This window comes from Labrys sp. F242 (genome assembly GCF_057813875.1).
Map to the genome: position 1 here is coordinate 133,739 of NZ_JBVASG010000005.1, position 19,904 is coordinate 153,642.

General features: G+C 62.6%; 18 protein-coding genes and 1 pseudogene. 11 read left to right on the plus strand and 8 right to left on the minus strand.

Features of this window, described 5'->3' with window-relative positions; translation table 11 throughout:
• Positions 1-25: 25 nt before the first annotated feature.
• The 8 genes and pseudogenes from ACZYTC_RS27115 to ACZYTC_RS27150 all read right to left on the minus strand — a co-directional run.
• A pseudogene (locus tag ACZYTC_RS27115) lies at positions 26-325 on the minus strand (agmatine deiminase family protein); the annotation flags it as partial.
• Positions 326-489: 164 nt separating this feature from the next.
• Positions 490-804 (minus strand): MocE family 2Fe-2S type ferredoxin, encoded by a 315-nt coding sequence (locus ACZYTC_RS27120; protein WP_434954980.1) that lies wholly within the window; start codon positions 802-804, stop codon positions 490-492.
• A gap of 26 nt (positions 805-830) precedes the next feature.
• A complete protein-coding gene (locus tag ACZYTC_RS27125; RefSeq protein ID WP_488990993.1) occupies positions 831-1,844 on the minus strand; it encodes a sterol desaturase family protein in 1,014 nt (337 codons plus the stop codon).
• A gap of 12 nt (positions 1,845-1,856) precedes the next feature.
• Positions 1,857-2,648 (minus strand): 3-methyl-2-oxobutanoate hydroxymethyltransferase, encoded by a 792-nt coding sequence (locus ACZYTC_RS27130; RefSeq protein WP_488990994.1) that lies wholly within the window; start codon positions 2,646-2,648, stop codon positions 1,857-1,859.
• A 94-nt stretch (positions 2,649-2,742) separates the two neighbouring features.
• Positions 2,743-3,750 carry a LacI family DNA-binding transcriptional regulator gene (locus tag ACZYTC_RS27135; RefSeq protein WP_488991105.1) on the minus strand — a complete coding sequence of 336 codons (1,008 nt, stop codon included), beginning with the start codon at positions 3,748-3,750 and terminating at the stop codon, positions 2,743-2,745.
• Positions 3,751-4,011: 261 nt separating this feature from the next.
• A complete protein-coding gene (locus ACZYTC_RS27140; RefSeq protein ID WP_434954983.1) occupies positions 4,012-5,295 on the minus strand; it encodes an HlyC/CorC family transporter in 1,284 nt (427 codons plus the stop codon).
• A 111-nt stretch (positions 5,296-5,406) separates the two neighbouring features.
• Complete coding sequence (gene aroB / locus ACZYTC_RS27145; protein ID WP_454812599.1) at positions 5,407-6,525, minus strand: 3-dehydroquinate synthase; 1,119 nt, start codon at positions 6,523-6,525, stop codon at positions 5,407-5,409.
• On the minus strand, positions 6,522-7,139 hold the full coding sequence (locus tag ACZYTC_RS27150) for a shikimate kinase (protein WP_488990995.1): 618 nt from the start codon (positions 7,137-7,139) through the stop codon (positions 6,522-6,524). The genes aroB and ACZYTC_RS27150 overlap by 4 nt, the downstream gene beginning before the upstream one ends.
• Positions 7,140-7,271: 132 nt before the next feature.
• Between ACZYTC_RS27150 and ACZYTC_RS27155 the strand changes: the two genes are divergently transcribed.
• The 11 genes from ACZYTC_RS27155 (at position 7,272) to ACZYTC_RS27205 (ending at position 19,881) form a co-directional block, all read left to right on the plus strand.
• The gene (locus ACZYTC_RS27155) at positions 7,272-7,436 is read left to right on the plus strand and encodes a hypothetical protein (protein WP_434954986.1); all 165 of its coding nucleotides are present in this window, start codon (positions 7,272-7,274) and stop codon (positions 7,434-7,436) included.
• Positions 7,437-7,600: 164 nt separating this feature from the next.
• Positions 7,601-8,272: a methyltransferase family protein gene (locus ACZYTC_RS27160; RefSeq protein WP_488990996.1), complete on the plus strand. Its 672-nt coding sequence runs from the start codon at positions 7,601-7,603 to the stop codon at positions 8,270-8,272.
• Positions 8,273-8,408: 136 nt separating this feature from the next.
• Complete coding sequence (locus tag ACZYTC_RS27165) at positions 8,409-10,466, plus strand: FUSC family protein (protein ID WP_488990997.1); 2,058 nt, start codon at positions 8,409-8,411, stop codon at positions 10,464-10,466.
• A 76-nt stretch (positions 10,467-10,542) separates the two neighbouring features.
• Positions 10,543-11,238 carry an acid phosphatase gene (locus ACZYTC_RS27170; RefSeq protein ID WP_434954990.1) on the plus strand — a complete coding sequence of 232 codons (696 nt, stop codon included), beginning with the start codon at positions 10,543-10,545 and terminating at the stop codon, positions 11,236-11,238.
• 59 nt (positions 11,239-11,297) lie between these two features.
• Positions 11,298-12,236 (plus strand): site-specific tyrosine recombinase XerD, encoded by a 939-nt coding sequence (locus tag ACZYTC_RS27175; RefSeq protein ID WP_434954991.1) that lies wholly within the window; start codon positions 11,298-11,300, stop codon positions 12,234-12,236.
• A 786-nt stretch (positions 12,237-13,022) separates the two neighbouring features.
• Positions 13,023-13,604, plus strand: a complete 582-nt coding sequence (gene rfbC / locus ACZYTC_RS27180; RefSeq protein WP_434954992.1) for a dTDP-4-dehydrorhamnose 3,5-epimerase — start codon at positions 13,023-13,025, stop codon at positions 13,602-13,604.
• A complete protein-coding gene (gene rfbB, locus ACZYTC_RS27185) occupies positions 13,604-14,656 on the plus strand; it encodes a dTDP-glucose 4,6-dehydratase (RefSeq protein WP_434959582.1) in 1,053 nt (350 codons plus the stop codon). Before rfbC ends, rfbB begins: the two co-directional genes overlap by 1 nt.
• Before the next feature lie 149 nt (positions 14,657-14,805).
• Positions 14,806-15,744 carry a dTDP-4-dehydrorhamnose reductase gene (gene rfbD, locus ACZYTC_RS27190; protein ID WP_488990998.1) on the plus strand — a complete coding sequence of 313 codons (939 nt, stop codon included), beginning with the start codon at positions 14,806-14,808 and terminating at the stop codon, positions 15,742-15,744.
• A 62-nt stretch (positions 15,745-15,806) separates the two neighbouring features.
• On the plus strand, positions 15,807-16,688 hold the full coding sequence (rfbA, locus tag ACZYTC_RS27195; protein WP_434954994.1) for a glucose-1-phosphate thymidylyltransferase RfbA: 882 nt from the start codon (positions 15,807-15,809) through the stop codon (positions 16,686-16,688).
• A 168-nt stretch (positions 16,689-16,856) separates the two neighbouring features.
• Positions 16,857-17,891, plus strand: coding sequence for a hypothetical protein (locus tag ACZYTC_RS27200; protein WP_488990999.1), 1,035 nt, complete (start codon positions 16,857-16,859; stop codon positions 17,889-17,891).
• A gap of 172 nt (positions 17,892-18,063) precedes the next feature.
• Complete coding sequence (locus ACZYTC_RS27205; RefSeq protein WP_488991000.1) at positions 18,064-19,881, plus strand: Hint domain-containing protein; 1,818 nt, start codon at positions 18,064-18,066, stop codon at positions 19,879-19,881.
• Positions 19,882-19,904 lie beyond the last annotated feature (23 nt).

Consider the following 19,904-nt stretch of genomic DNA (forward strand, 5'->3'; position numbering starts at 1 on the left):
TTTGCTTGTCGCCCCAGCCATTGAAGTTGAAGCCGACACCGCCTCGTTCGCCGGAGGCGTTCTTGACGAAGACGGGACCGGTGTCACGCATCCACAGATCGTCGATCGGTTGGACGAGCAGATTGACCGCCGGGCCGCACAGGCGCGCTGCGAGGTCATGCTCCTCCTCCCGCACGAGCATGTTCACCGTTTCATGCGCGGCAATGGCCTTGGCGATCTCCGCCAGGTTTTCCTGGGCGACGGAGCGTAGCCTTTTGCCCCAGATCTTCGTGCTCGGGCCGAAGGCCATCCAGGTGGCGGCGTGAGGCTCACCTTCCTCGGGCATAGGCTCGCTCCGAGCACGCTACCGGCCGCCAGGACGCCTCGTGCCAGAATGGCTCTACGTGTCGGCATGTTACCCCAGGCGCAGCGAGTTCCGCACCCTTGCCCAAGGATTGGAGCATTTCATAGGGACTGCAATGAAGGGGGAGGGCGAGCGGGGAACCGCTGTCAGCCGGGCAGTTTGACCATGACGGTGCCATCGGCAATCCGCGCTGCGTAGACATTCAGATTCTTACAGGCTGGCAGTCTCTTCGCCTCGCCGGTGCGATAGTCGAAAATACCGGAATGCTTGGGGCATTCGATCTCGTAATCCATGACCAGGCCGTCGGCGAGATGAATGGCCTCGTGGGTGCACAGGCCGTCCGTACAGAAGACTTCGTCGGCAGGCGAACGGTAGAGCGCATAGGTCCGGCCGGCATGATCGAAGCGGCGCGCGCCTTCCTGTTCGATATCGTCGAGATGACAGGCGGAAATCCAGTTCATTTCAGTGATCCCCTCGCTTGATCTGGCTATTGGGCGGTGTTTTCGGCGTTGGCCCGCGCCCTGCGTTTCTCGTAGCGAGCCTGCATGCGGGCATCGCCGTCGGCGGTGCCGTCGTGCCAGGTGCCGAACCATTTGTCGAAAGGCACGAGGCCGTCGCCATAGTTCACCTCGAAGAATTTGTGATGCAGGTAATGGGTATAGGCATGGCTATCGATCGCAGCCTCCTCGCCCAGCTCGATCTTGTCGAAGCCGAGATGGCCGACCACGGCGCCGAAGCCTGCATAATGCAGCTGGTAGATCGCCAAGATCGGATTTGAGGGGATGATCAGATGGACCAGGGCCGAGGAGAAATAGAGCAACTGCTCCACCGGGTGCATCGAAAGCGAGGACCAGGGCGAGGGATTGACCGAGTTGTGATGCACGGAATGGATTAAGCGGTAGAGCGGGCCCCAATGAATCAGCCGGTGGATCGCAAAGAAATGCGCCTCGTGAAAGAGCGGCACGATCAGTGCCAGGCAGAACAGGTACCAGGGATGCTCTGCAAGGCGTACCCAGGGCCCCCAGCCATTGGCGGAGACATGGAGAAGGCCGACCTCGATCGCCGTCCAGATCGGAACGCCCGAGGCGAAGGTACGGATGATGCCGTCGAGGTTCTGGCTATTGAACAGGAAAGCCGGATTGCTGGCGTCGCCCGGGAATTTGCCGTTGTATTTGAAGCGATTGCCCTGCCGGCGCAGGATATAGAGACGCAGCTCGAAGGCGCCGTAGAACAAGAAGACCGCCAGGCAGTTGATGGCGAAGAGCTGCAGTACCCAACCCCAGTGCAGCGTCTTCAAAGCTTCCGTCTCAGGCACGGCAAAATACCAGTAGGCCACGGCCGAAGCGGCGAACAGCAGGTTCCACGGCAGGAAATAATGGGGAAGCCATTTGAGGAAGGCGAATGGCTGGGGTGGCAGCACGAAGACCGGTGCGATCTCTATGCGGTTGGCGGGCGCCCAGTCACCGCGCTTGTTGCGCTTGCCGAAGGTCAAATCATCCATGGAGGTGCTCCGTCAGATTGATCGTGCAAGCGCGTGGAAGCGCTCGTAAGTGGCATCGTCCATGTCCACCTGGTGCTTGCGCTCGGGATAGGTGCCGTCGGCGACGTCCGTGGCGAAGGCGCTGAAGGCTTCGACGCGTTTGTGCTGCAGCTCCGACATCAGCGCCCTGAAATCCGCATAGCGCTTGGCATGGCGGGGATAATGGCCGGCGTGCGTACCGAGCACGTCGCTGGAGAAGAGGTATTGGGTATCGCAGGCGGAGCCGCAGCCCATCCCCATGGTGATCATCGGCGTATTGCGGGTGATGTATTCGGCCAGCCGCACCGGCACCACTTCGACCTCGATCGCGGCTGCACCAGCGTTTTCGAGATCCTTGACCGCCCGGAAGACGCGCACCGCTTCCTCCGGTGTTTTGCCGACGGCGCGAAAGCCCGTCCAGGTCCCACGGTTGGGCACGAGACCAACATGGCCGGTGACCGGAATGCCCTCCTGGGCCATGGCCTCGATGAAAAGCGGCGAATGGGAACAATAGATCGCATCCGCCCCACGTCTCAGCATCTGGAAACCAAGACGGATGGCTTCTTCGGGGGAGGCGACGGTGCCGTGCGGCATGCCGACCGAAAGAAAAGCCGCAGGTGCGGCCTGGCGGATGCCTTCAAGATGATGATCGGGCTCGCAGGAGAGGACGACGATGCCGCATTCCACCGCTGCAGCGGCTTCCTCCGCATTGTCGACATGCAGCTGCAGCCATTTTCTCTGACCCTTCCGGCTCTGCAGGTCATAGACCGTAATGCGTTTTCCCATGGTGCTCTTCCCGAAACTGGCGGGAGAACCATAGGCGGGGGCGGCAGGCCACGCCGCTGCTTTCCTGATCAAATCAGATCAAGAACCTCAAGCGTCACAGGTTTTCGGAAGTGATCGTCACGAAGCGGATGGGGTCGTTTGCAAGGGGCGCGCCGACCAGGCCCAGGCGCGCCAGCATCAGGTCGAGCGCGCGCCGCGCCTGGGCCTCGGGTGCCTGATCGATTACCATCGACATGACCCCTTCTCGTAGCGCAACGGCGCTGCGCTCGGTAAGTTCATGGCCGATGAAGAAAATCTCGCCGCCGCGCGGATGGCCGCGCAAAGCCGACGACAGCGAGGCGTTGGCGCCGCCTGCGTTGTAGAGACCGACCATATCGGGCCAGGCCCGCAAGGCCTCGACGAGCCTATTCGCACTGTGGTCGGCGTCATCCAGGCCGAACAGGACGGCAACGAAGAACAGGCCGTCGCGAGGCCGCTCCTGAAGATAATCGGAGAACCCCCGGATACGTTCGCGGTGCACCTGATAGGCTTGGCTGTGGCAGAGGGCGATGACAGAGCCCCGGCTCGGCTGCATCCGGGACAGGAAATGCGCGGCCGTACGACCGGCGGCGTAGTTGTCGATGCCGACATAAATAGCGTCGGTCCCCTCCGAACGTGTCACGATCTGGATGACCGGGATGCCTTCGGCTCTGACCTTCGCCAGGGCGGCTCGGATCAGTGGATGGTCAGGTACGGCGAGGATGAGGCCTGCCCGCCTCGTTTCGGGCTCTGCGATGCGCTTGGCGATCGCGGCAGCATCATGCTCGTCCATGAAGGTGCGATGCACGGCGAGCGATGCATCCAGGCCGGCGGCAATGCGTCCGAAGGCCTGTGACAGGCGCGAAAAGAAGGTGGTTTCAGGCCGCACGAGGATCACGTCGATCCGCAAAATACCCCGGTGCAGCTCCGGCAGCCGGCGCGGATAGTCGAGCGCCCGCGCGGCTGCGATGACCTTTTCGGTCAAGCGTGGCCGCACACCACCGCGGCCGTTCAGCACACGTTCGACCGTCGCCGTACCAACGCCCGCGAGGCGTGCAATCGCGTGGAAAGTCGGCTTGGGAATGGACCATCAACCTCGCTGGCAGGATCGCCAATACGCCATACCGCAAATCCTGAATGTCACCAAACGGGAGGCTGGGGCGGAGGATGAGGGGCAGTGAAGCGCGCCTGTCCCATTCGGAACCGCCTGATTTCGAGGGAGAATGCGCACTTCCCGGATCGTGATTGTTCCAGCCAGGTGATCGGCACGGCCGCAAGTCCTCGGCTATGCGGCGGGCATCGCACCCAGCGAGCCCGGATGGCTGGGGCGCGCCACGCCCTGCTCTCACCCCTCTGGCGTCTCTGCCACGATCGGGGTGATCCGTAGCGAGGCAATGCGGTTCTTCTGCTTCCTCAACACCTGGAAGCGATAGCCGTGGAAGGTGAAGGTCTGGCCGGCCTCGGGGATGGTACGGGCTTCGTGGATGACCAGACCGGCGATGGTGGTGGCCTCCTCGTCCGGCAGGTTCCAGTCCATGGCGCGGTTGAGGTCGCGGATCGGCACCGAACCGTCGACATTGACGGCACCGTCGGCCTGCGGGCGCACGCCCGTCACCACCAGGTCGTGCTCGTCGGAGATGTCGCCGACGATCTCCTCGATGATGTCCTCCAGCGTGACGATGCCGAGCACCGAGCCATATTCGTCGACCACGAAGGCGAAATGCTGCTTGCGGCGGCGGAAGGAGCGTAGCTGATCGACCAGCGAGGTGGTGTCGGGCACGAACCAGGCCGGCAGGGCGATCTCCTCGATGTCGAGCTTGAGGGGATCGTTGCCGGCGGCATCGAGGGCCCGCAACAGGTCCTTGGCATGCAGCACGCCGATGATGTTCTCGGGGCTGTCCTTCCATACCGGGATACGGGTATAGGGGGCGGCCAGCACGCTCTGCACGATCTGGGCAGGCCCCTCGTCGAGGTCGACCGAGAACATCTTGGTGCGGTGGACCATGACGTCGTCGACGGTGAGTTCCTGCAGGTCGAGCAGGCCGCCGAACATGTCGCGATCGGTCTTCTCCACCGAGCCTTCCTTATGCAGGAGATCGACGGTGCCGCGCAATTCGTCGGTGGCCGAGAGCAGGGAAGGATGCCTGCCGACTTCGAGCCCGAAGAGGCGCAGGATGGCACGCACCAGCCAGCCGAGCAGGCCGGTGACGGGAGAGAACACCACGACTACCAGCCTGACAGGCCAGGCCACGGCCAGGGAGAACCGCTCGGGGTAGTTGATCGCCAGCGTCTTGGGCAGGATCTCGACGAAGACGATGGTCAGCACCGAGATGACGATGGTGGCGTAGAAGATTCCGACATCGCCGAAGATGTCGAGCAGGATGCCCGTCGTCAGAGCCGCCGCGGCCGTGTTGACGATACTGGTGCCGACCAGGAGCGAGCCGATCATCGCCTCGCGGATGTCGAGCAGCTTGTTGACGATCTTGGCGCGCTGGCTGCCGTTCTTCTCCAGCGAGTGCAGCCGCGCCCGTGAGGCGGCGGTGAGGGCGGTTTCCGAGCCCGCGAAGAAGAAGCCCGCCAGCAGGAGCAGGAAGACGATGAAGAGCGAGTACCAGGCCTCGGGATGCATGGTCAGCGCCTATGGGATCGAGGAGGGAGCGCTGCGAGAGGCCTGCTCTTCGTCATCCCGTGCTGCGCCGCGTCCGGGATGACCCGGCGGCAGTGGCTTCGTATGGAGCCTCTAAACATCGGCGAGCTTCTCTGCCAGGAAGCCCGTCACGGCACTGGGATCGACATCATTGGCGATGAAGCTCTCGCCGATGCCGCGGGTGAGAATGAAGGTGAGCTTGCCGCGCTTGACCTTCTTGTCCTGCAGGATGGCGTTCATCAGATCATCAGCCGTGCCGACCCCGCCCCGCACCTGGTCGATGCGGGTGGGCAGGCCCGCGACGGAGAGATGAGCCGCGACGCGCGATGGTGTTTCCTGCGAGCAGAGGCCAAGCCGCGCCGAGAATTCATGCGCCAGCACCATGCCGATCGAGACGCCCTCACCATGCACGAGGCGGGCGGAATCATACCCTGTGACCGCTTCCAGGGCGTGGCCGAAAGTGTGGCCGAGATTGAGCAGGGCCCGCTCGCCAGTCTCGGTCTCGTCGCGGGCGACGATGCCGGCCTTGGCGCGGCAGGAGGTGGCGATGGCCTTCTCGCGCGCCGGCCCGCCGGCCATCACCTCCTGCCAATGCTCCTCGAGCCAATGGAAGAAGGGGGCGTCGTTGATCAGGCCATATTTGGCGACTTCGGCATAGCCGGCGCGGAACTCGCGCTTGGACAGGGTGTCGAGCACTTGCGTGTCTGCCAGCACCAGGCTGGGCTGGTGGAAGGCGCCGACCAGGTTCTTGCCGTGGCGGGAATTGATGCCGGTCTTGCCGCCCACCGAGGAATCGACCTGCGCCAGCAGGCTGGTGGGGATCTGCACGAAGCGCATGCCGCGCCGGACTGCCGCCGCCGCAAAGCCGGCCAGATCCCCGACCACGCCGCCGCCGAAGGCGACGACGAGATCGCCGCGCTCGACCCGGGTGGCGATCAGGCCCTCGCAGACCTCGGCGAAGGTGGCGAAGCTCTTGGACGCCTCGCCGGGTGTGACCGTAATGGTCTGGTGCGCGATCCCGGCGGCATCGAGGCTGTCAGCCAATGTCTTCAGGTGCAGGGCCGCGACATTGGCATCGGTGACGATGGCGAGGCGCGCCTTGGGTGCGAGGGCGGCGATACGTCGGCCGGCCTCGGCGAGCAGGCCCGGGCCGATGGCGATCTCATAGGAGCGCGCGCCCAGCGCGACGGGAACTACGATGGGCTGGCTCATGCGGATCTATCCGATCTTTCGGTCGACAAATGGTGTTCGAGGGCGGTGACGACATCTTCCAGCACCGCCTCCTGGGCAACGTCGCGCGAGAGCACGGTGATATCGGCCCCGGCATAGACGGGGTAGCGCGCTTCGATCAGCGTCCTCAGCGTGCCTTCCGGATCGGGCGTCTGCAGGAGTGGGCGGGTCGGCTTGCGACGGACGCGCCGCATCAAAACATCGAGTTCCGCCTTCAGCCAGATCGAAACACCGCAATTGGCGATGAGGGCGCGGGTTTCCTCATTCATATAGGCGCCGCCGCCGGTCGCCAGCACGATCGGCGTTTCGCAGGCCAGCAGCCGGGCGATGACCCGCCGCTCCTTGTCACGGAAGAAGGTCTCGCCATCCGCAGCGAAGATCTCCGAAATGGTCTTCTGGGCGGCTTCTTCGATCTCGGTGTCGGCGTCGCGGAATTCAAGGCCGAGCCGCCCCGCCAGGCGCCGGCCGACGGCGCTCTTGCCTGCTCCCATCATACCCACCAGCACGACCGACCGCCCCGCGAGGGCCTCCGCCACTTTCCTCTCGCGTTCGGCCGGGACAGGAGGTGTCGCAAAGCCGCTCATATCGTCCTGCATCAACAAGTTCATCGTTCTAATGAACCGGAGAGGGGCCTCGATGCAAGAGCCTCACGGGCGCGCGGACGGCACAACGCCATGGCGCTGCCCTGAATCGCGCATTATCCTGGCACCGTTGCGTTCAGGATCCTCATGCCCAGCCTCTTCCGCTTCCTTCTCATTCTCTTGTTGCTGGGGTTGACCGGTTTCGGCCTCGTCTATGTGCTGGGCACCTATGTGAAGCCAGCGACACGGCCGATGAGCCAGGATGTGCCGCTCAAGAACCTGGAGCCTCCGAAGGAGCCGGCCAAGCCCTAGCATAGGCAGCAAGCCGTAGGCATAGGCAGGCGGAAGGCAGTCCCGCACAAAGGCGGCGCCGGTGTTCGGCGGCCAGGCTTTCCCGTTCAGGCTTCGTGTTCGGACAACTACATTTTTGCCTAAGACGTGCGGGATGATGGCGCCACCCAATGGAGACGGTGCCCATGATCGTCAAACTGGTCCTGCACAATCTGGTGTTCGTCGGCATCATGGCCCTGGTGTTGTTCCTCTCGGCCGGCACGCTGCACTGGGCTTCGGCCTGGTTTTACCTGGTCGTTTCCCTCATTGTCGGCCTCGCCTCCGGCCTGTGGCTTGCCAGGACCGATCCCGGTCTGCTGGCCGAACGCATGCGGCTGAAAGCGCCCGAGCAGCCCAGCGCAGACAAATGGTTCATGCGGGTTTTCCTCGTGGTCGCCATGACCTGGTTCGTGGTCATCGGGCTCGACCGGCGCCTGCAGGCCTCCACCATGCCCGTCCTGCTCCAGGGCATCGGGCTGGTGCTCTATCTGGCCTCGACGCTCTTCATCATGTGGGTGTTTCGCGAAAATTCCTTCGCCGCACCAGTGGTCAAGGTACAGGCCGAGCGTCACCATCACGTGATCTCGACGGGCCCCTACGCCGTCATCCGCCATCCCATGTATGCCGGCGTCATGCTCTATTTCATCGGCACGCCGCTGCTGATCGGCTCCTGGTGGGGCCTTGCCATGATGCCGGTTTTCTTCCTGGCGTTCGCGATCCGCTCCCGCATCGAGGAGCACACGCTGATGGGCGGCCTGCCAGGCTATGCCGACTACGCCGAGCGCGTGCGCTATCGCATGCTGCCCGGGATCTGGTGAGGCGAGGAGGGATTCGGAAACGATCGTTTCCTATGCTGCCGCGCCGAGCATAGCCGCCTCGGCGGTAGGATGCCCTTCATGATCTCGCGTCATGATCCGGTACCAAATCAGCGACAAACCCTGTATGGCCGGTCTGATGTCTCGCCCGACCTTGCTTCCCGCGCGCCTGTCGTCCCGCCTGCCGCATCTGGTCCTGCCACCGCGGGCCGACTGGATCTTTGCATTCCGTACCACCGCCATCGGGCTCCTCGCCCTGGCGATCGCCTATGCGCTCGGGCTGGAGCAACCGCAATGGGCGATGATGACGGTCTATATCGTCAGCCAGCCCGTCGCGGGCATGGTGCTCGCCAAGGGCCTGTTCCGGCTGGCCGGCACGCTGATCGGCGCGCTCGCCTCGGTGGCGATGGTCAAGCTCACCGGCAGCGAGCATCTGCTTTTCCTGGCCATGCTGGCGGTGTGGATCGGCCTGTGCACCTTCGTAGCCTCCATGCTGCGCAATCCCGAATCCTACGGGGCGGTGTTGGCCGGCTACACCGCCGCCATCATCGGACTGCCGGCTTTCGACAATCCCCATCTCGTTGGTGAACTGGCCGCGGCCCGCTGCATCGAGATCATGCTCGGCATCGTTTGCGCGGGGCTGGCGAGCCGCCTGCTGCTGCCTCAGCTTGCCCGCGACCTGCTGGTCGAACGGGCGGGAGCAAGCCTGAGGGAGATCGCGCTCTATGGTGCGGGCGCCATCGGCGGCACGGCCAAGGCTGAACTCGACGCCCGCTACCAGCGTCTGATCGTCGATATCGAGGCGCTGGCCGGCATGCGTGCCTATGCGCGCCTGGAGGCACCGAGCCTGGTGACGCATGGCCGCATGGCGCGGCACACGATCGGCCACATGCTCTCGGCCATTTCGGCCGTGCACACGCTGCTTGCCCACGCCAGCGCCCCGGATTCGAGCTGGCGCCCGCTGCTCAACCGCATCAGGACCATGCTGGACGGCATCGCCCAGGGCGACTGGCTCACCCAGGACGTCCGCCCCTGGCGGCGGCAGATCGAGGAATTCTGCCGGGAGGCCGAGGCGATGCGCGGCGCGCCGCTGCAGCCGCATGAGGACCGTGCGGCGGCAGCGGCACGCATCACCCTGCTGATCGAGTTCCTTACGGCCATCCGCCTGGTGCTGGAGGGGCTGGCCGCCCTGCGGCTGCGCGCGCCCGATCCACCCGGTCAGTGGAAGCTGCCGGCCCTCACCATCGATCGCGACACCGAGGTGGCGGTCGTCAATGCCGTCAGGGCGGCGATTGCCACCACTATCGTCACAGCCTATTGGATCGCCACGCGCTGGGCCGATCTTGCCGGCGCGGCTGTGATGGTGGCGGTGATGTCGAGCCTGTTCGCCACCATGCCCAATCCGCTGCGCTCGGCCTGGGACTTCCTCAAGGGTACTGCCTATTCGGTGCCGGCCGCCTTCCTGGTCGGTCAGCTCGTGCTGCCGCATCTGCCGGGGCTCCCCTGGCTGCTGGCGCTGATCGGTCTGGTGCTGTTGCCGGCGGCGCTGGGCATGGCCAATCCGCGCTTCACCCCGATCGCCACTGCCTTCGCCATCAATTTCCTGCTCTTTCTCAATCCGCGCCAGCCGATGGTGGCCGAGCCCTGGCTTTTCCTGAATGCGGCGGTCGCGGTTCTCGGCGGCGGGCTGCTCAGCCTTGCCGTGTTCGCGGTGGTGCTGCCCCGCCGGCCGCAAAGCGTGGTCGAGCGGGTGGTGGAGGCCTTCCGGGCCGATCTCACCCGGCTTTGCCTGCATGAGCGCCTGCCCAAGCCCTCGGCTTTCGAGAGTCTGGCCTATGACCGCATCAACCAGCTGATGGCGCCGCTGGAGCGGGTGGGCAGCAAGGGCCAATATGTGCTGGACGGGAGCTTGGCCGCCGTGACCATGGGGCTGGAAATCCTGCGTCTGCGCCGCTTTCTGCGCGAGGGCCAGATCGAGCCCGACCATGCCGCCGCCGTCTCGGAGATGCTGGTGCGGCTCGCCCGCCTCCTGGCCATCCGCATCCCGCATGCCAAGCTGCTGCGCGACATGATCGGGGCACTGAGGGAACTTGCCGCCGTCATCGTCAAGGAAACCAGCCCGAATGCCCACCTGCAGGCCGCGGCCTCGCTTCGGGTGATCGCCTTGGCTCTCGAAGACCACCCGCTCTATTTCTGAATGGCGCAAAGCAGCGTCATCCTGCTGTCATCGGCGGCTGCCATGCGGGCGCGGCCCCCATGCACAGGAGTGCTCCATGCGCACGATTCTCGCTGCCGCCGCCATGTTGGCGCTGGCCGCTTTCGCTCCCGCGAATGCCGAAGATGCCAGGCCCTTCACCGATGCCAAGACCATCGATCTCGTCACCATCCTGCCGCCGCCGCCGGCCAAGGATTCGGCGAAGACCAAGGCCGAGCTCGCCGAGATCCTCACTCTCCAGGTCGAGCGTACGCCGGAGATGGTCGCCCATGCCAAGGCCGATGACGAGGAGACCGTCTGGCGCTTTGCCGGCGAGCTGTTCGGGCCCAAATTCGACAAGGCCAAGCTGCCGAAATTCACCGCTTTCTTCGATCGCGTGGTCGAAACCGAAGCCGCCGTCGTCGATCCGGCCAAGAAGATCCTCAACCGGCCGCGCCCGCATATGGTGAGCGACATCGTAAAGCCGGTGGTGAAGATGTCGAGTTCGGGCGCCTATCCCTCGGGCCACACCACCCTCGGCACGCTGATGGGCATCGTCCTCGCCGACATGGTTCCCGAGAAGCGTGCCGAGATCATGGCGCGGGCCTGGGACTACGGCCATAGCCGCCTGGTCGCCGGCATCCATTACCCCTCTGACATCGAGATGGGGCGCATATCCGGCTCGGTGATCGCCGTCACCATCATGCGCCAGGACGATTTCAAGGCCGAGTTCGCGCCGGCCAAGGCGGAACTGCGCGCGGCACTGGGCTATTGAGCTGCCGATAGCCGGCGCGGTTTTCCGGCTGTTAACCTCGGCGGGCTTAGGCTGACGCCATGCCCAAGCCCGCCAGCGATAGCCGCCTGATCAATGCCTTCCTCGACATGGTGTCCGCCGAGCGTGGCGGCGCCGACAATACGCTGCAGGCCTATCGGCGCGATCTCACCGACTACAGCGATTTCCTGCGGGGCCGGGGCGGGGCGATCGCCACCGCCGGCGCCGACGAGGCGCGGGCGCATCTTGCCGCCCTGACGGACCTCGGCTTCAAGGCGACAACCCTGGCCCGTCATTTGTCGGCGATCCGGCAATTGCACAAATTCCTCTATGCCGAAGGTTTTCGTACCGACGATCCGACCGGTGTGCTCGACGGCCCCAAGCGGGGGCGTAGCCTGCCCAAGGTGCTGGATGAGGCGGAGGTCGATCGCCTGCTGGCGGCGGCGGCCGAGGGGATCGAGGATGCCGCCCGTCCTTTGTCGGAGCGTCTGCGGGCAGCGCGGATGAGCGCCTTGCTCGAGACGCTCTATGCTTCCGGGCTGCGCGTCTCGGAACTGGTCAGCCTCAAGCGTACCGCGGCCCGGCCCGGGCTCGACATGCTGAGCGTGGTGGGCAAGGGCTCCAAGGAGAGGCTGGTACCGCTCACCGAGGCTGCCCGGCGGGCCATGCGGGCCTATCTTGCCCTGCTCGCGGAGGCGGGCAGGGACGGCGCCTCTCCTTGGCTGTTCCCGTCTTTCGGCGAGAGCGGCCATCTCACGCGCCAGCATTTCGCGCGGGAATTGAAGCTGCTGGCGGCGAGCGCTGGCATTCGCGCCGACCGCATCAGCCCGCATGTATTGCGCCATGCCTTTGCCAGCCACCTCCTGCAGAACGGCGCCGATCTTCGCTCCGTACAGATGATGCTCGGCCATGCCGATATCGCCACCACGCAGATCTACACCCATGTCCTCGACGAGCGTGTGAAGTCGATGGTGCGCGACCTGCATCCGCTGGCGGATTGAGATTGCCGCGGCGGACCGCTTCGTCTGCCAGGCCTTGCGGTTCGGGCGCTACGTGAACCGGTGATGGCGTTATCCGGCTCCTCCGCTGTGCTCTTGCGAAGGCAATCGTCTTCGGACGGGCAGAAGAGTTGGCCGATTTCCGAACGCGATTTCCGCGGTTCATTCATTCTATTCCTCACGGGTGATCAGGGCCTGTTTCGGTCGACGCGCGGCCTAAGGCCTTGAATTGAAAACGGAAACAGAAAGACCCATTTCTTCAATATACTTGATTAATTGGCGAAGTTTGTCGGAAGGCCGCGGGATTGAAGAGGTATCCACCGGCGGTGACTTGAGCAATTGCAGGGCGGAGTGTGCATATATTCGGATTATCGCAAATTTCCCTAAAGGTTTATTTGATTAACGCGATGTTTTTTTCTATATATTGTACATGTTAGTAACATTTTTGCATTGCGTAGAGATTTTTTGTAAAAATCATATATTAATTTTTATGAATCTGACCTAAAAAATAGCGAAGTCAAAATATAACTCTGAAGATTACAATTTTATATTTTAATTATTGATTTTTACAAAGAAATATACTTAAGTTAAGTCATAACATTATGAAGTCATATATATTTATTTATATTGTACGTAATATTGTGTCTTATTTAGATTTGCATTTAATACGGCGCCGTTCGATAATGTAATTATATTCTACTTTATTTTTCACATTAACGAGAAATATAAACTTGACACCTGCAATGAATTTCAAATAAATCATTATAAATTCTGACGAGTGCCAGTTTGATGATCATTGAGCGTTTGTCCATTTCCGAAGTGGTGCGGGTCCGCCCGAGGCGCTTCGGCGATGCGCGTGGGTATTTCTCGGAAGTCTTCAATGCACGCGCGTTTCGTCAGCAGGTGGCTGATGTCGAGTTCGTTCAGGACAATGAGGCTCTATCCGGGGCAGTCGGTACGCTGAGGGGCTTGCATTTCCAGCGCTCCCCGATGGCGCAGGGCAAGTTGATCCGGGTCATTCGGGGCGCGATACTCGATGTTGCCGTCGATATTCGCAAGGGCTCGCCTAGCTATGGCAAGCATGTTTCGGCTCGTCTCGATGGCACTGACGGTGACCAGCTCTGGGTGCCCGTCGGTTTCGCGCATGGCTATTGCACGCTGGAGCCGGATACGCTGGTTGCCTACAAGGTGACCAATTACTACAGCCCCGCCGACGACGGCGGCATTTTGTGGAGCGATCCGGCCATTGCCATCGATTGGCCTGTGCCGGCGCAGGGGCCGGTCCTTTCGGCAAAGGACCTCGAACTGCCGGCCCTGAAGGATTTGCCGGATTGCTTTTTCTACGATCATGAACGGGAAGGCGTCGCATGATGCGTGTTCTGGTGACAGGCGGTGCAGGCTTCATTGGTTCGGCTGTGGTGCGCCTGCTGGCGGGCGAAGGGGATGTCGAGGTTCTCAACTTCGACAAGCTCACTTATGCGGGCAATCCCCATTCGCTGCGTTCGATAGCCGGCTCACGAAACTATCGCTTCATGCGCGGCGATATCACCGATAGGCTGAAGCTGGATGCGGTCATGGCGTCTTTCCGCCCGAACGCTGTGATGCATCTGGCCGCCGAAAGTCATGTCGACCGCTCGATCGCCGGAGCCGACGACTTCATCCAGACCAATATCGTGGGAACTTATACCCTGCTGGAAGCGGCCCGTGCCTATTGGCGCACGCTTTCGGGTCGGGACCGCGACGCGTTCCGCTTCCTGCATGTCTCCACCGATGAGGTCTATGGCTCGCTCGGCAGCGACGGCCTATTTACCGAGACCACGCGCTATGATCCGAGCTCGCCCTATTCGGCCAGCAAGGCGGCGTCCGATCACCTCGCACGGGCCTGGATGCGCACCTATGGCTTGCCGGTCCTGATCTCCAATTGCTCGAACAATTACGGGCCGTACCACTTTCCCGAAAAGCTCATCCCGCTCGTCATTCTCAACGCGCTGGAGGGCCGCACTTTGCCGGTCTATGGCGATGGCAGCAATGTGCGTGACTGGCTTTTCGTGGAGGATCACGCCCGTGCCCTGTGGACGATCGTGCGGACGGGCCGGCCCGGGGAGACCTATAATGTCGGCGGGCGTAGCGAGCGTAGCAATCTGAGTGTCGTCGAAACCATCTGCGATGTCCTGGATGGCCTTGTCGGCGGCTCGCGTCCGCGACGGGATTTGATCGCCTTCGTGCCCGACCGTCCGGGCCATGACCAGCGCTACGCCATCGATGCCGACAAGCTCGAGACGGATCTGGGCTGGCGAGCCGTCGAGACCTTCGAATCCGGCATTCGGCATACGGTGCAATGGTATCTCGATAATGATTGGTGGTGGCGCCCGATCCGCTCGGGGGTTTATGCCGGCGAACGGCTGGGGCTCGTCAGCGCCTGAGCCTGCTGGCTGTCGGATCCAAGCAGGATTTCTCGATGAGGCCTGCGGATGAGCCTCATCGAGAAACCCTGCAAATGTTCAATATCCTGCGGCTTCCTCTCGATTGTGCCATGGCCCGGTCAAGAGGAAGCGGCTTAGGAGGTTTCGCGATGCGTATTGTGGTGACGGGCAGGGAGGGGCAGCTCGCTCACTCCCTGCGGGCCGTCGGCGCGTCTTCGGGCGTGGATATCGTCTGTCTCGGCCGTCCCCAACTTGATCTGAGCGAGGCGGCGACGGTTTCGGCCGCGCTGCTTGGCACGGGCGCGGACGTGATCATCAACGCCGCCGCCTATACGGCAGTCGACCGGGCCGAGAGCGAGCCGGAGAAGGCGCATGCGGTCAATGCCGCCGGTGCGGGGCTTGTGGCGCAGGCCGCGCAGCGGCTCGGCGTGCCGATTGTGCATATCTCGACCGATTATGTCTTCGATGGCGGTTGGCAGCATCCCTATCGCGAGGAGGATCGGGTTTGTCCGCTCGGCGCCTATGGCGCGTCCAAGCATGACGGTGAGCTGCGTGTTGCCGCCGCCAATCCGCGCCATGTCATCTGCCGCACCTCATGGGTCTATTCGCCCTATGGGCAGAATTTCGTGAAGACCATGTTGCGGCTCGCCGGCGAGCGCGACGAGGTCGGCGTCGTGGCCGACCAACTCGGCAGCCCGACTTATGCCCTCGATCTCGCCGAGGCCTTGCTGCGGATCGCCCGGCGGGTCTTGGACGAGAAAGTCGTGGACGAGAAGGCGGCTGACACCCCCTTGTTCGGCGTGTTCCATGTCGCTGGCGGCGGACAGGCAAGTTGGGCCGACCTCGCCGAGGCGGTGTTTGCGGCATCGGCATCCTCCGGCGGCCCCTCGGCCCGCGTCCGGCGGATCGACACCAAGGATTACCCCACGCCGGCCCGCCGCCCCGCCGATTCCAGGCTGGATACGGGCAAGCTGCAGGAGCGCTACGGCATTGTCTTGCCCGACTGGCGCGCCTCGGTCGGCGACTGCGTATCCCGCCTGCTGGGCGCGCGCGCCGGCACCGGCTCATCCTCTTCTGCTTCGCCCTGATGCCAGGGCGTGTTTATCGCAATCGGCCGTCCGTGAGGCCTTGATCAAGGAATTTGTTGAGCATGCGTGGTATCATTCTGGCCGGCGGCAGCGGCACCCGGCTCTATCCGATGACCAGCATCACGTCCAAGCAATTGCTGCCGATCTACGACAAGCCGATGATCTATTACCCGCTCAGCACCTTCATGCAGGCGGGTATTCGTGAAATCCTGCTGATCTCCACGCCGCATGATCTGCCGCTGTTCCGCAAAATGCTCGGCGATGGCACGCAGTGGGGCCTGAAGCTGAGCTATGCCGAACAGCCGCGTCCGGACGGCCTGGCCCAGGCCTTCGTCATCGGGGCCGACTTCGTCGACGGGCAGCCCTCGGCGCTGATCCTGGGCGACAACCTGTTCTATGGTGCCGGCCTGCCCGGCCTGATGCGCTCGGCCGTCTCCCGCCAGAAGGGCGCCACGGTGTTCGCCTATCACGTCACCGATCCCGAGCGCTATGGCGTAGTCGGCTTCGACGAGAATGCGGTGGCGACCTCGATCGAGGAGAAGCCCAAGCAGCCCAGATCCAACTGGGCAGTGACGGGGCTCTATTTCTACGATGCCGAGGTGGTCGACATCGCCCGGACCATCAAGCCTTCGGCGCGCGGCGAATACGAGATCACCGACATCAACCGCATCTATATGGAGCGCGGCAACCTGCATGTGGAGCGCATGCGGCGAGGCTATGCCTGGCTCGATACCGGCACGCCCGACAGCCTGCTGCAGGCCGCCGAATTCGTGCGCGTTCTCGAGCACAGGCAAGGCGTGCGGCTGGCCTGCCCGGAGGAGATCGCCTTTTCGAGCGGCTGGATCGACGCCGATCAGATGCGCCACCTCGCCAAGAAAGTCGAGAATAGCAGCTACGGCAAATATCTGCTGCGTGTGCTCGAGGAGGAGTCGCTGCTGTGGTGAAGCCAATGCGGCCGAAAAACCCAGCTTAAAGCGTTTCGCGATTTGGCGTAATCGCCAAGAATCGCAAAGAGACTCCAGCCAATCCGTAGGATTGGCTTGGAACCAAAGAGTGAGAGCAAACAAGCGTTTCCGTCTAAGCGCACTTTGCTCCAGGAATCGGGCAAGGTCATGCTGTTCAATATCGAATCGGACGAGGGCGGTGAGATCACCGGCTATGTCGTTCCGGACGATTACGAAAAGACGCCGATCCTGCATGTTCTCGTTGCCGGGCAGGTGGTGGCGCGAATCCGCTGCAGCGAGCCGCGTCCGGCCCTGGTGACGGCGGGCCGCCACCTCAACGGCCTGTGCGGTTTCCTGCTCAACGACGCCAATGTCCCCGGCCTCGGCGCCCTGCGCTATGTCGAGGTGGTGGACGAGGAAAGCGGTATCCTGATCTATCGCCGCAATCTCGATGACGAGGGCCTGCCCAACCGGTTGTTCAGGCTGGAGACCCACCTGTTTCCGCTCTGGGGGCTCGATGCCGCGCTCAAGCAGCATTTCAACTATTTCCACCGCGGCATCGAGCGGCTGGGGGCCGAGACGGCAACCCAGATCTTCCATCTGCAGCACGCGCATTCGCTCTATGTGAGCGGGCGGCTCACCCTCAAGCAATATGACGCGCTGATCTATGAACGCTTTACCTGGGTGACCCTGCTGCACGATCCCTATTACGAATTGGCCGAGCGGCTGATGGCGCTCAAGCTGGTGCCGAAATATGGCGATGCCCTGCTGGGACAGCGTGATCTCTCCGTCTTCAAGCCCGCCATCGATTTCGTTGCCACTCTGGAGACGGACGCGGAAGGATTGGTCCGAGCCTTCGCCGAGATGCCGGGGGAGGTGATTACCATCCTATCCAATCCGCTCGCCCGCCAACTCGCGGCCGAGAGCTTCGAGGGGCTGCTGCCGCGCGGCGCCGTGGCGACGGCGCTCGCCAATCTCGCCACTGCCGGAGTCGTCGGTATCCGCGAACGTCCCCATGCCTTCGCCGAGGATCTCGAACAGATCATGCGCATGCCGCAGGGCGCCGTGCAGATCGCGCCCCTGTTGCCACCGGTGCAGGCCCTGTCGGAACGGTTGCGCGGGCTGCCGGAGACGGAGGTGCTGCTCGAGGCCGACCTCGATATTTACGGGCAGGTCAAAGCGGCTGTCGAACAAGGCGGCTGAGCAGGCCAAGCGCGATTTAGGCCTCGTCATGTTGATATGTCGGCGTCGAAAAATTTATGTTTGCAAAAAACAAACTTTCTGTGTTATTCCAAAAGGCGTACGCAATACCTAATCGGAAGTACGGGTGGCCGTGGGGGTCAGGCTGAAATTCCGAGGGATGCAGGAGGAATGAATGCCTATTTTTGGACCTAACGCTGGCGGCGTCAGCTATAACATTACCCAAGGCGCATTTACTTCAACCGTAAACATTAGCGGTGGCCAGAACGGTACGACCAACCTTACTGGCGTTCCTAATGGTAATGTTGCAACGACCAACGGCACGACACTTAACCTTGTCAGTTTGCTCGGCACGTCGAATTATGCCGTCGCCCCGGGCGTTAATGCGAATGTCGTTCTGGTTGCGAATGCTCTCGGGACCACTAATGTCTATATTGGCGGTACGGCTACACTCTCCACCGCTGTCAGCCTGCTGAGCAACACCAATATTAATGTTACCGGCGGCAGCGCCACATTGGCTAATAACCTCAATGTGAGCGCCTTGAATGGAACGAACGTCACGCTGACCGATGGCGGCTCGTTCACCAACGGCAATAACCTCACCAGCATTTTGAATGGCACGACCATCAACTATGGTCCTGGTGGGGGCACCTTCACCGTTAATGGCGGTAATACCCTCATCAATCTCTCCGGCACCACAATCAACGGCTTCGCCACGAACAATGGTCTAAACCATCTAGAGTTTATTAATACCGCTGGTACGGCAGCCACTTACACAGTTACCAATTCGGGTGGCAATCAGGTCATCACCGTTTTGAACGGCAGCAATGGAACGATTGCAACTGTCACCATTGCAGGTCAGACTCTCAATGCAGGTACCTATACCGTCGGCCAGAACGGCCCTCTCACGGTTGGTCAGAACGGCAGTACTCTGACGGTCACCGACCAGGCCATCGTCTGCTTCCTCGCCGGCACGCTGATCCGTACGGCTACCGGCGAAGTTGCGATCGAAGATATCCGTGTCGGCGACGAAGTCTTCGTTTCCATCAACGGCAAGGATGAACTGCGTCCGGTCACCTGGATCGGCTCGGGCCATGTTCTGAGCAACCCGGTGTATCCCATGGACATGGGCGGCTACCCCGTCCGCATCCTCAAGGATGCCATTGCCGAGGGCGTGCCCTATCAGGATCTGCTAGTCACGGCCGAGCACAGCTTCTTCTTCGAAGGTAAGCTGGTGCCGATCCGCATGCTGGTCAATGGCCGGAGCATCTTCTATGACCGCTCCTTCCAGACCTACACCTACTACCATGTCGAGCTGGCCCAGCATGGCATCATCCATGCCAACGGCATGCTCTCCGAGAGCTATCTCGACACCGGCAACCGCAAGAACTTCGTTGCCCAGCACGGCGTGGTGCCGTTCCCCGGCAAGGTCAGGGATTGGGCTGTTGATGCCGCGGCGCCGCTCTGCGTCGACCGCGCTTTCGTCGAGCCGATCTTCCGTGCCATCGAGGCCCGGGCTGCCCTGCGCAACGATCCGCTGAAGTCGCAGCCAGCCGTGCTGACGCGCGAAGCCGATCTGCATCTGGTCACCGAGAGCGGACGCATCATCCGCCAGGCTCGCGAAGCCGATGGCATGGCGCTGTTCATGATCCCCTCGAATGTGCGTTCGGTGCGCATCGTCTCGCGTGCCAGCCGTCCGGCCGACACGATCGGACCCTATGTTGATGACCGCCGTTTCCTCGGCGTGCTCGTGGGTGGCGTCACGCTGCAGGACGGCAATGTCCGCCGCGAGATCGATGCCCATCTTGTGGACGGCTATCTGCCGGGGTGGTCCGTGCAGGAAGGCGCACGCCGCTGGACCGACGGCGATGCCGTACTTCCGCTCGGCGAGCGCGCTCCCAACGCCATCGCCATGCTGGGTCTCCAGATCCTGGCGGCAGGTCCCTATGCGGTCGACGGTGACGCCTCTGCGGATGTCGCACTGAACGGCTAACAATTTCGACGACAAGAACAGCC

Bases quoted from the DNA above. Each gene is read 5' to 3' on its own strand.
- aroB (WP_454812599.1), bottom strand. From the start codon at position 6,525: ATGAGCCAGCCCATCGTAGTTCCCGTCGCGCTGGGCGCGCGCTCCTAT.
- ACZYTC_RS27175 (WP_434954991.1), top strand. From the start codon at position 11,298: ATGCCCAAGCCCGCCAGCGATAGCCGCCTGATCAATGCCTTCCTCGAC.
- ACZYTC_RS27130 (WP_488990994.1), bottom strand. From the start codon at position 2,648: ATGGGAAAACGCATTACGGTCTATGACCTGCAGAGCCGGAAGGGTCAG.
- ACZYTC_RS27205 (WP_488991000.1), top strand. From the start codon at position 18,064: ATGCCTATTTTTGGACCTAACGCTGGCGGCGTCAGCTATAACATTACC.
- ACZYTC_RS27200 (WP_488990999.1), top strand. From the start codon at position 16,857: ATGCTGTTCAATATCGAATCGGACGAGGGCGGTGAGATCACCGGCTAT.
- rfbA (WP_434954994.1), top strand. From the start codon at position 15,807: ATGCGTGGTATCATTCTGGCCGGCGGCAGCGGCACCCGGCTCTATCCG.
- ACZYTC_RS27160 (WP_488990996.1), top strand. From the start codon at position 7,601: ATGATCGTCAAACTGGTCCTGCACAATCTGGTGTTCGTCGGCATCATG.
- ACZYTC_RS27150 (WP_488990995.1), bottom strand. From the start codon at position 7,139: ATGCAGGACGATATGAGCGGCTTTGCGACACCTCCTGTCCCGGCCGAA.
- rfbC (WP_434954992.1), top strand. From the start codon at position 13,023: ATGATCATTGAGCGTTTGTCCATTTCCGAAGTGGTGCGGGTCCGCCCG.
- ACZYTC_RS27165 (WP_488990997.1), top strand. From the start codon at position 8,409: ATGTCTCGCCCGACCTTGCTTCCCGCGCGCCTGTCGTCCCGCCTGCCG.
- ACZYTC_RS27155 (WP_434954986.1), top strand. From the start codon at position 7,272: ATGCCCAGCCTCTTCCGCTTCCTTCTCATTCTCTTGTTGCTGGGGTTG.
- ACZYTC_RS27170 (WP_434954990.1), top strand. From the start codon at position 10,543: ATGCGCACGATTCTCGCTGCCGCCGCCATGTTGGCGCTGGCCGCTTTC.
- rfbB (WP_434959582.1), top strand. From the start codon at position 13,604: ATGCGTGTTCTGGTGACAGGCGGTGCAGGCTTCATTGGTTCGGCTGTG.
- rfbD (WP_488990998.1), top strand. From the start codon at position 14,806: ATGCGTATTGTGGTGACGGGCAGGGAGGGGCAGCTCGCTCACTCCCTG.
- ACZYTC_RS27125 (WP_488990993.1), bottom strand. From the start codon at position 1,844: ATGGATGATTTGACCTTCGGCAAGCGCAACAAGCGCGGTGACTGGGCG.
- ACZYTC_RS27140 (WP_434954983.1), bottom strand. From the start codon at position 5,295: ATGCATCCCGAGGCCTGGTACTCGCTCTTCATCGTCTTCCTGCTCCTG.
- ACZYTC_RS27120 (WP_434954980.1), bottom strand. From the start codon at position 804: ATGAACTGGATTTCCGCCTGTCATCTCGACGATATCGAACAGGAAGGC.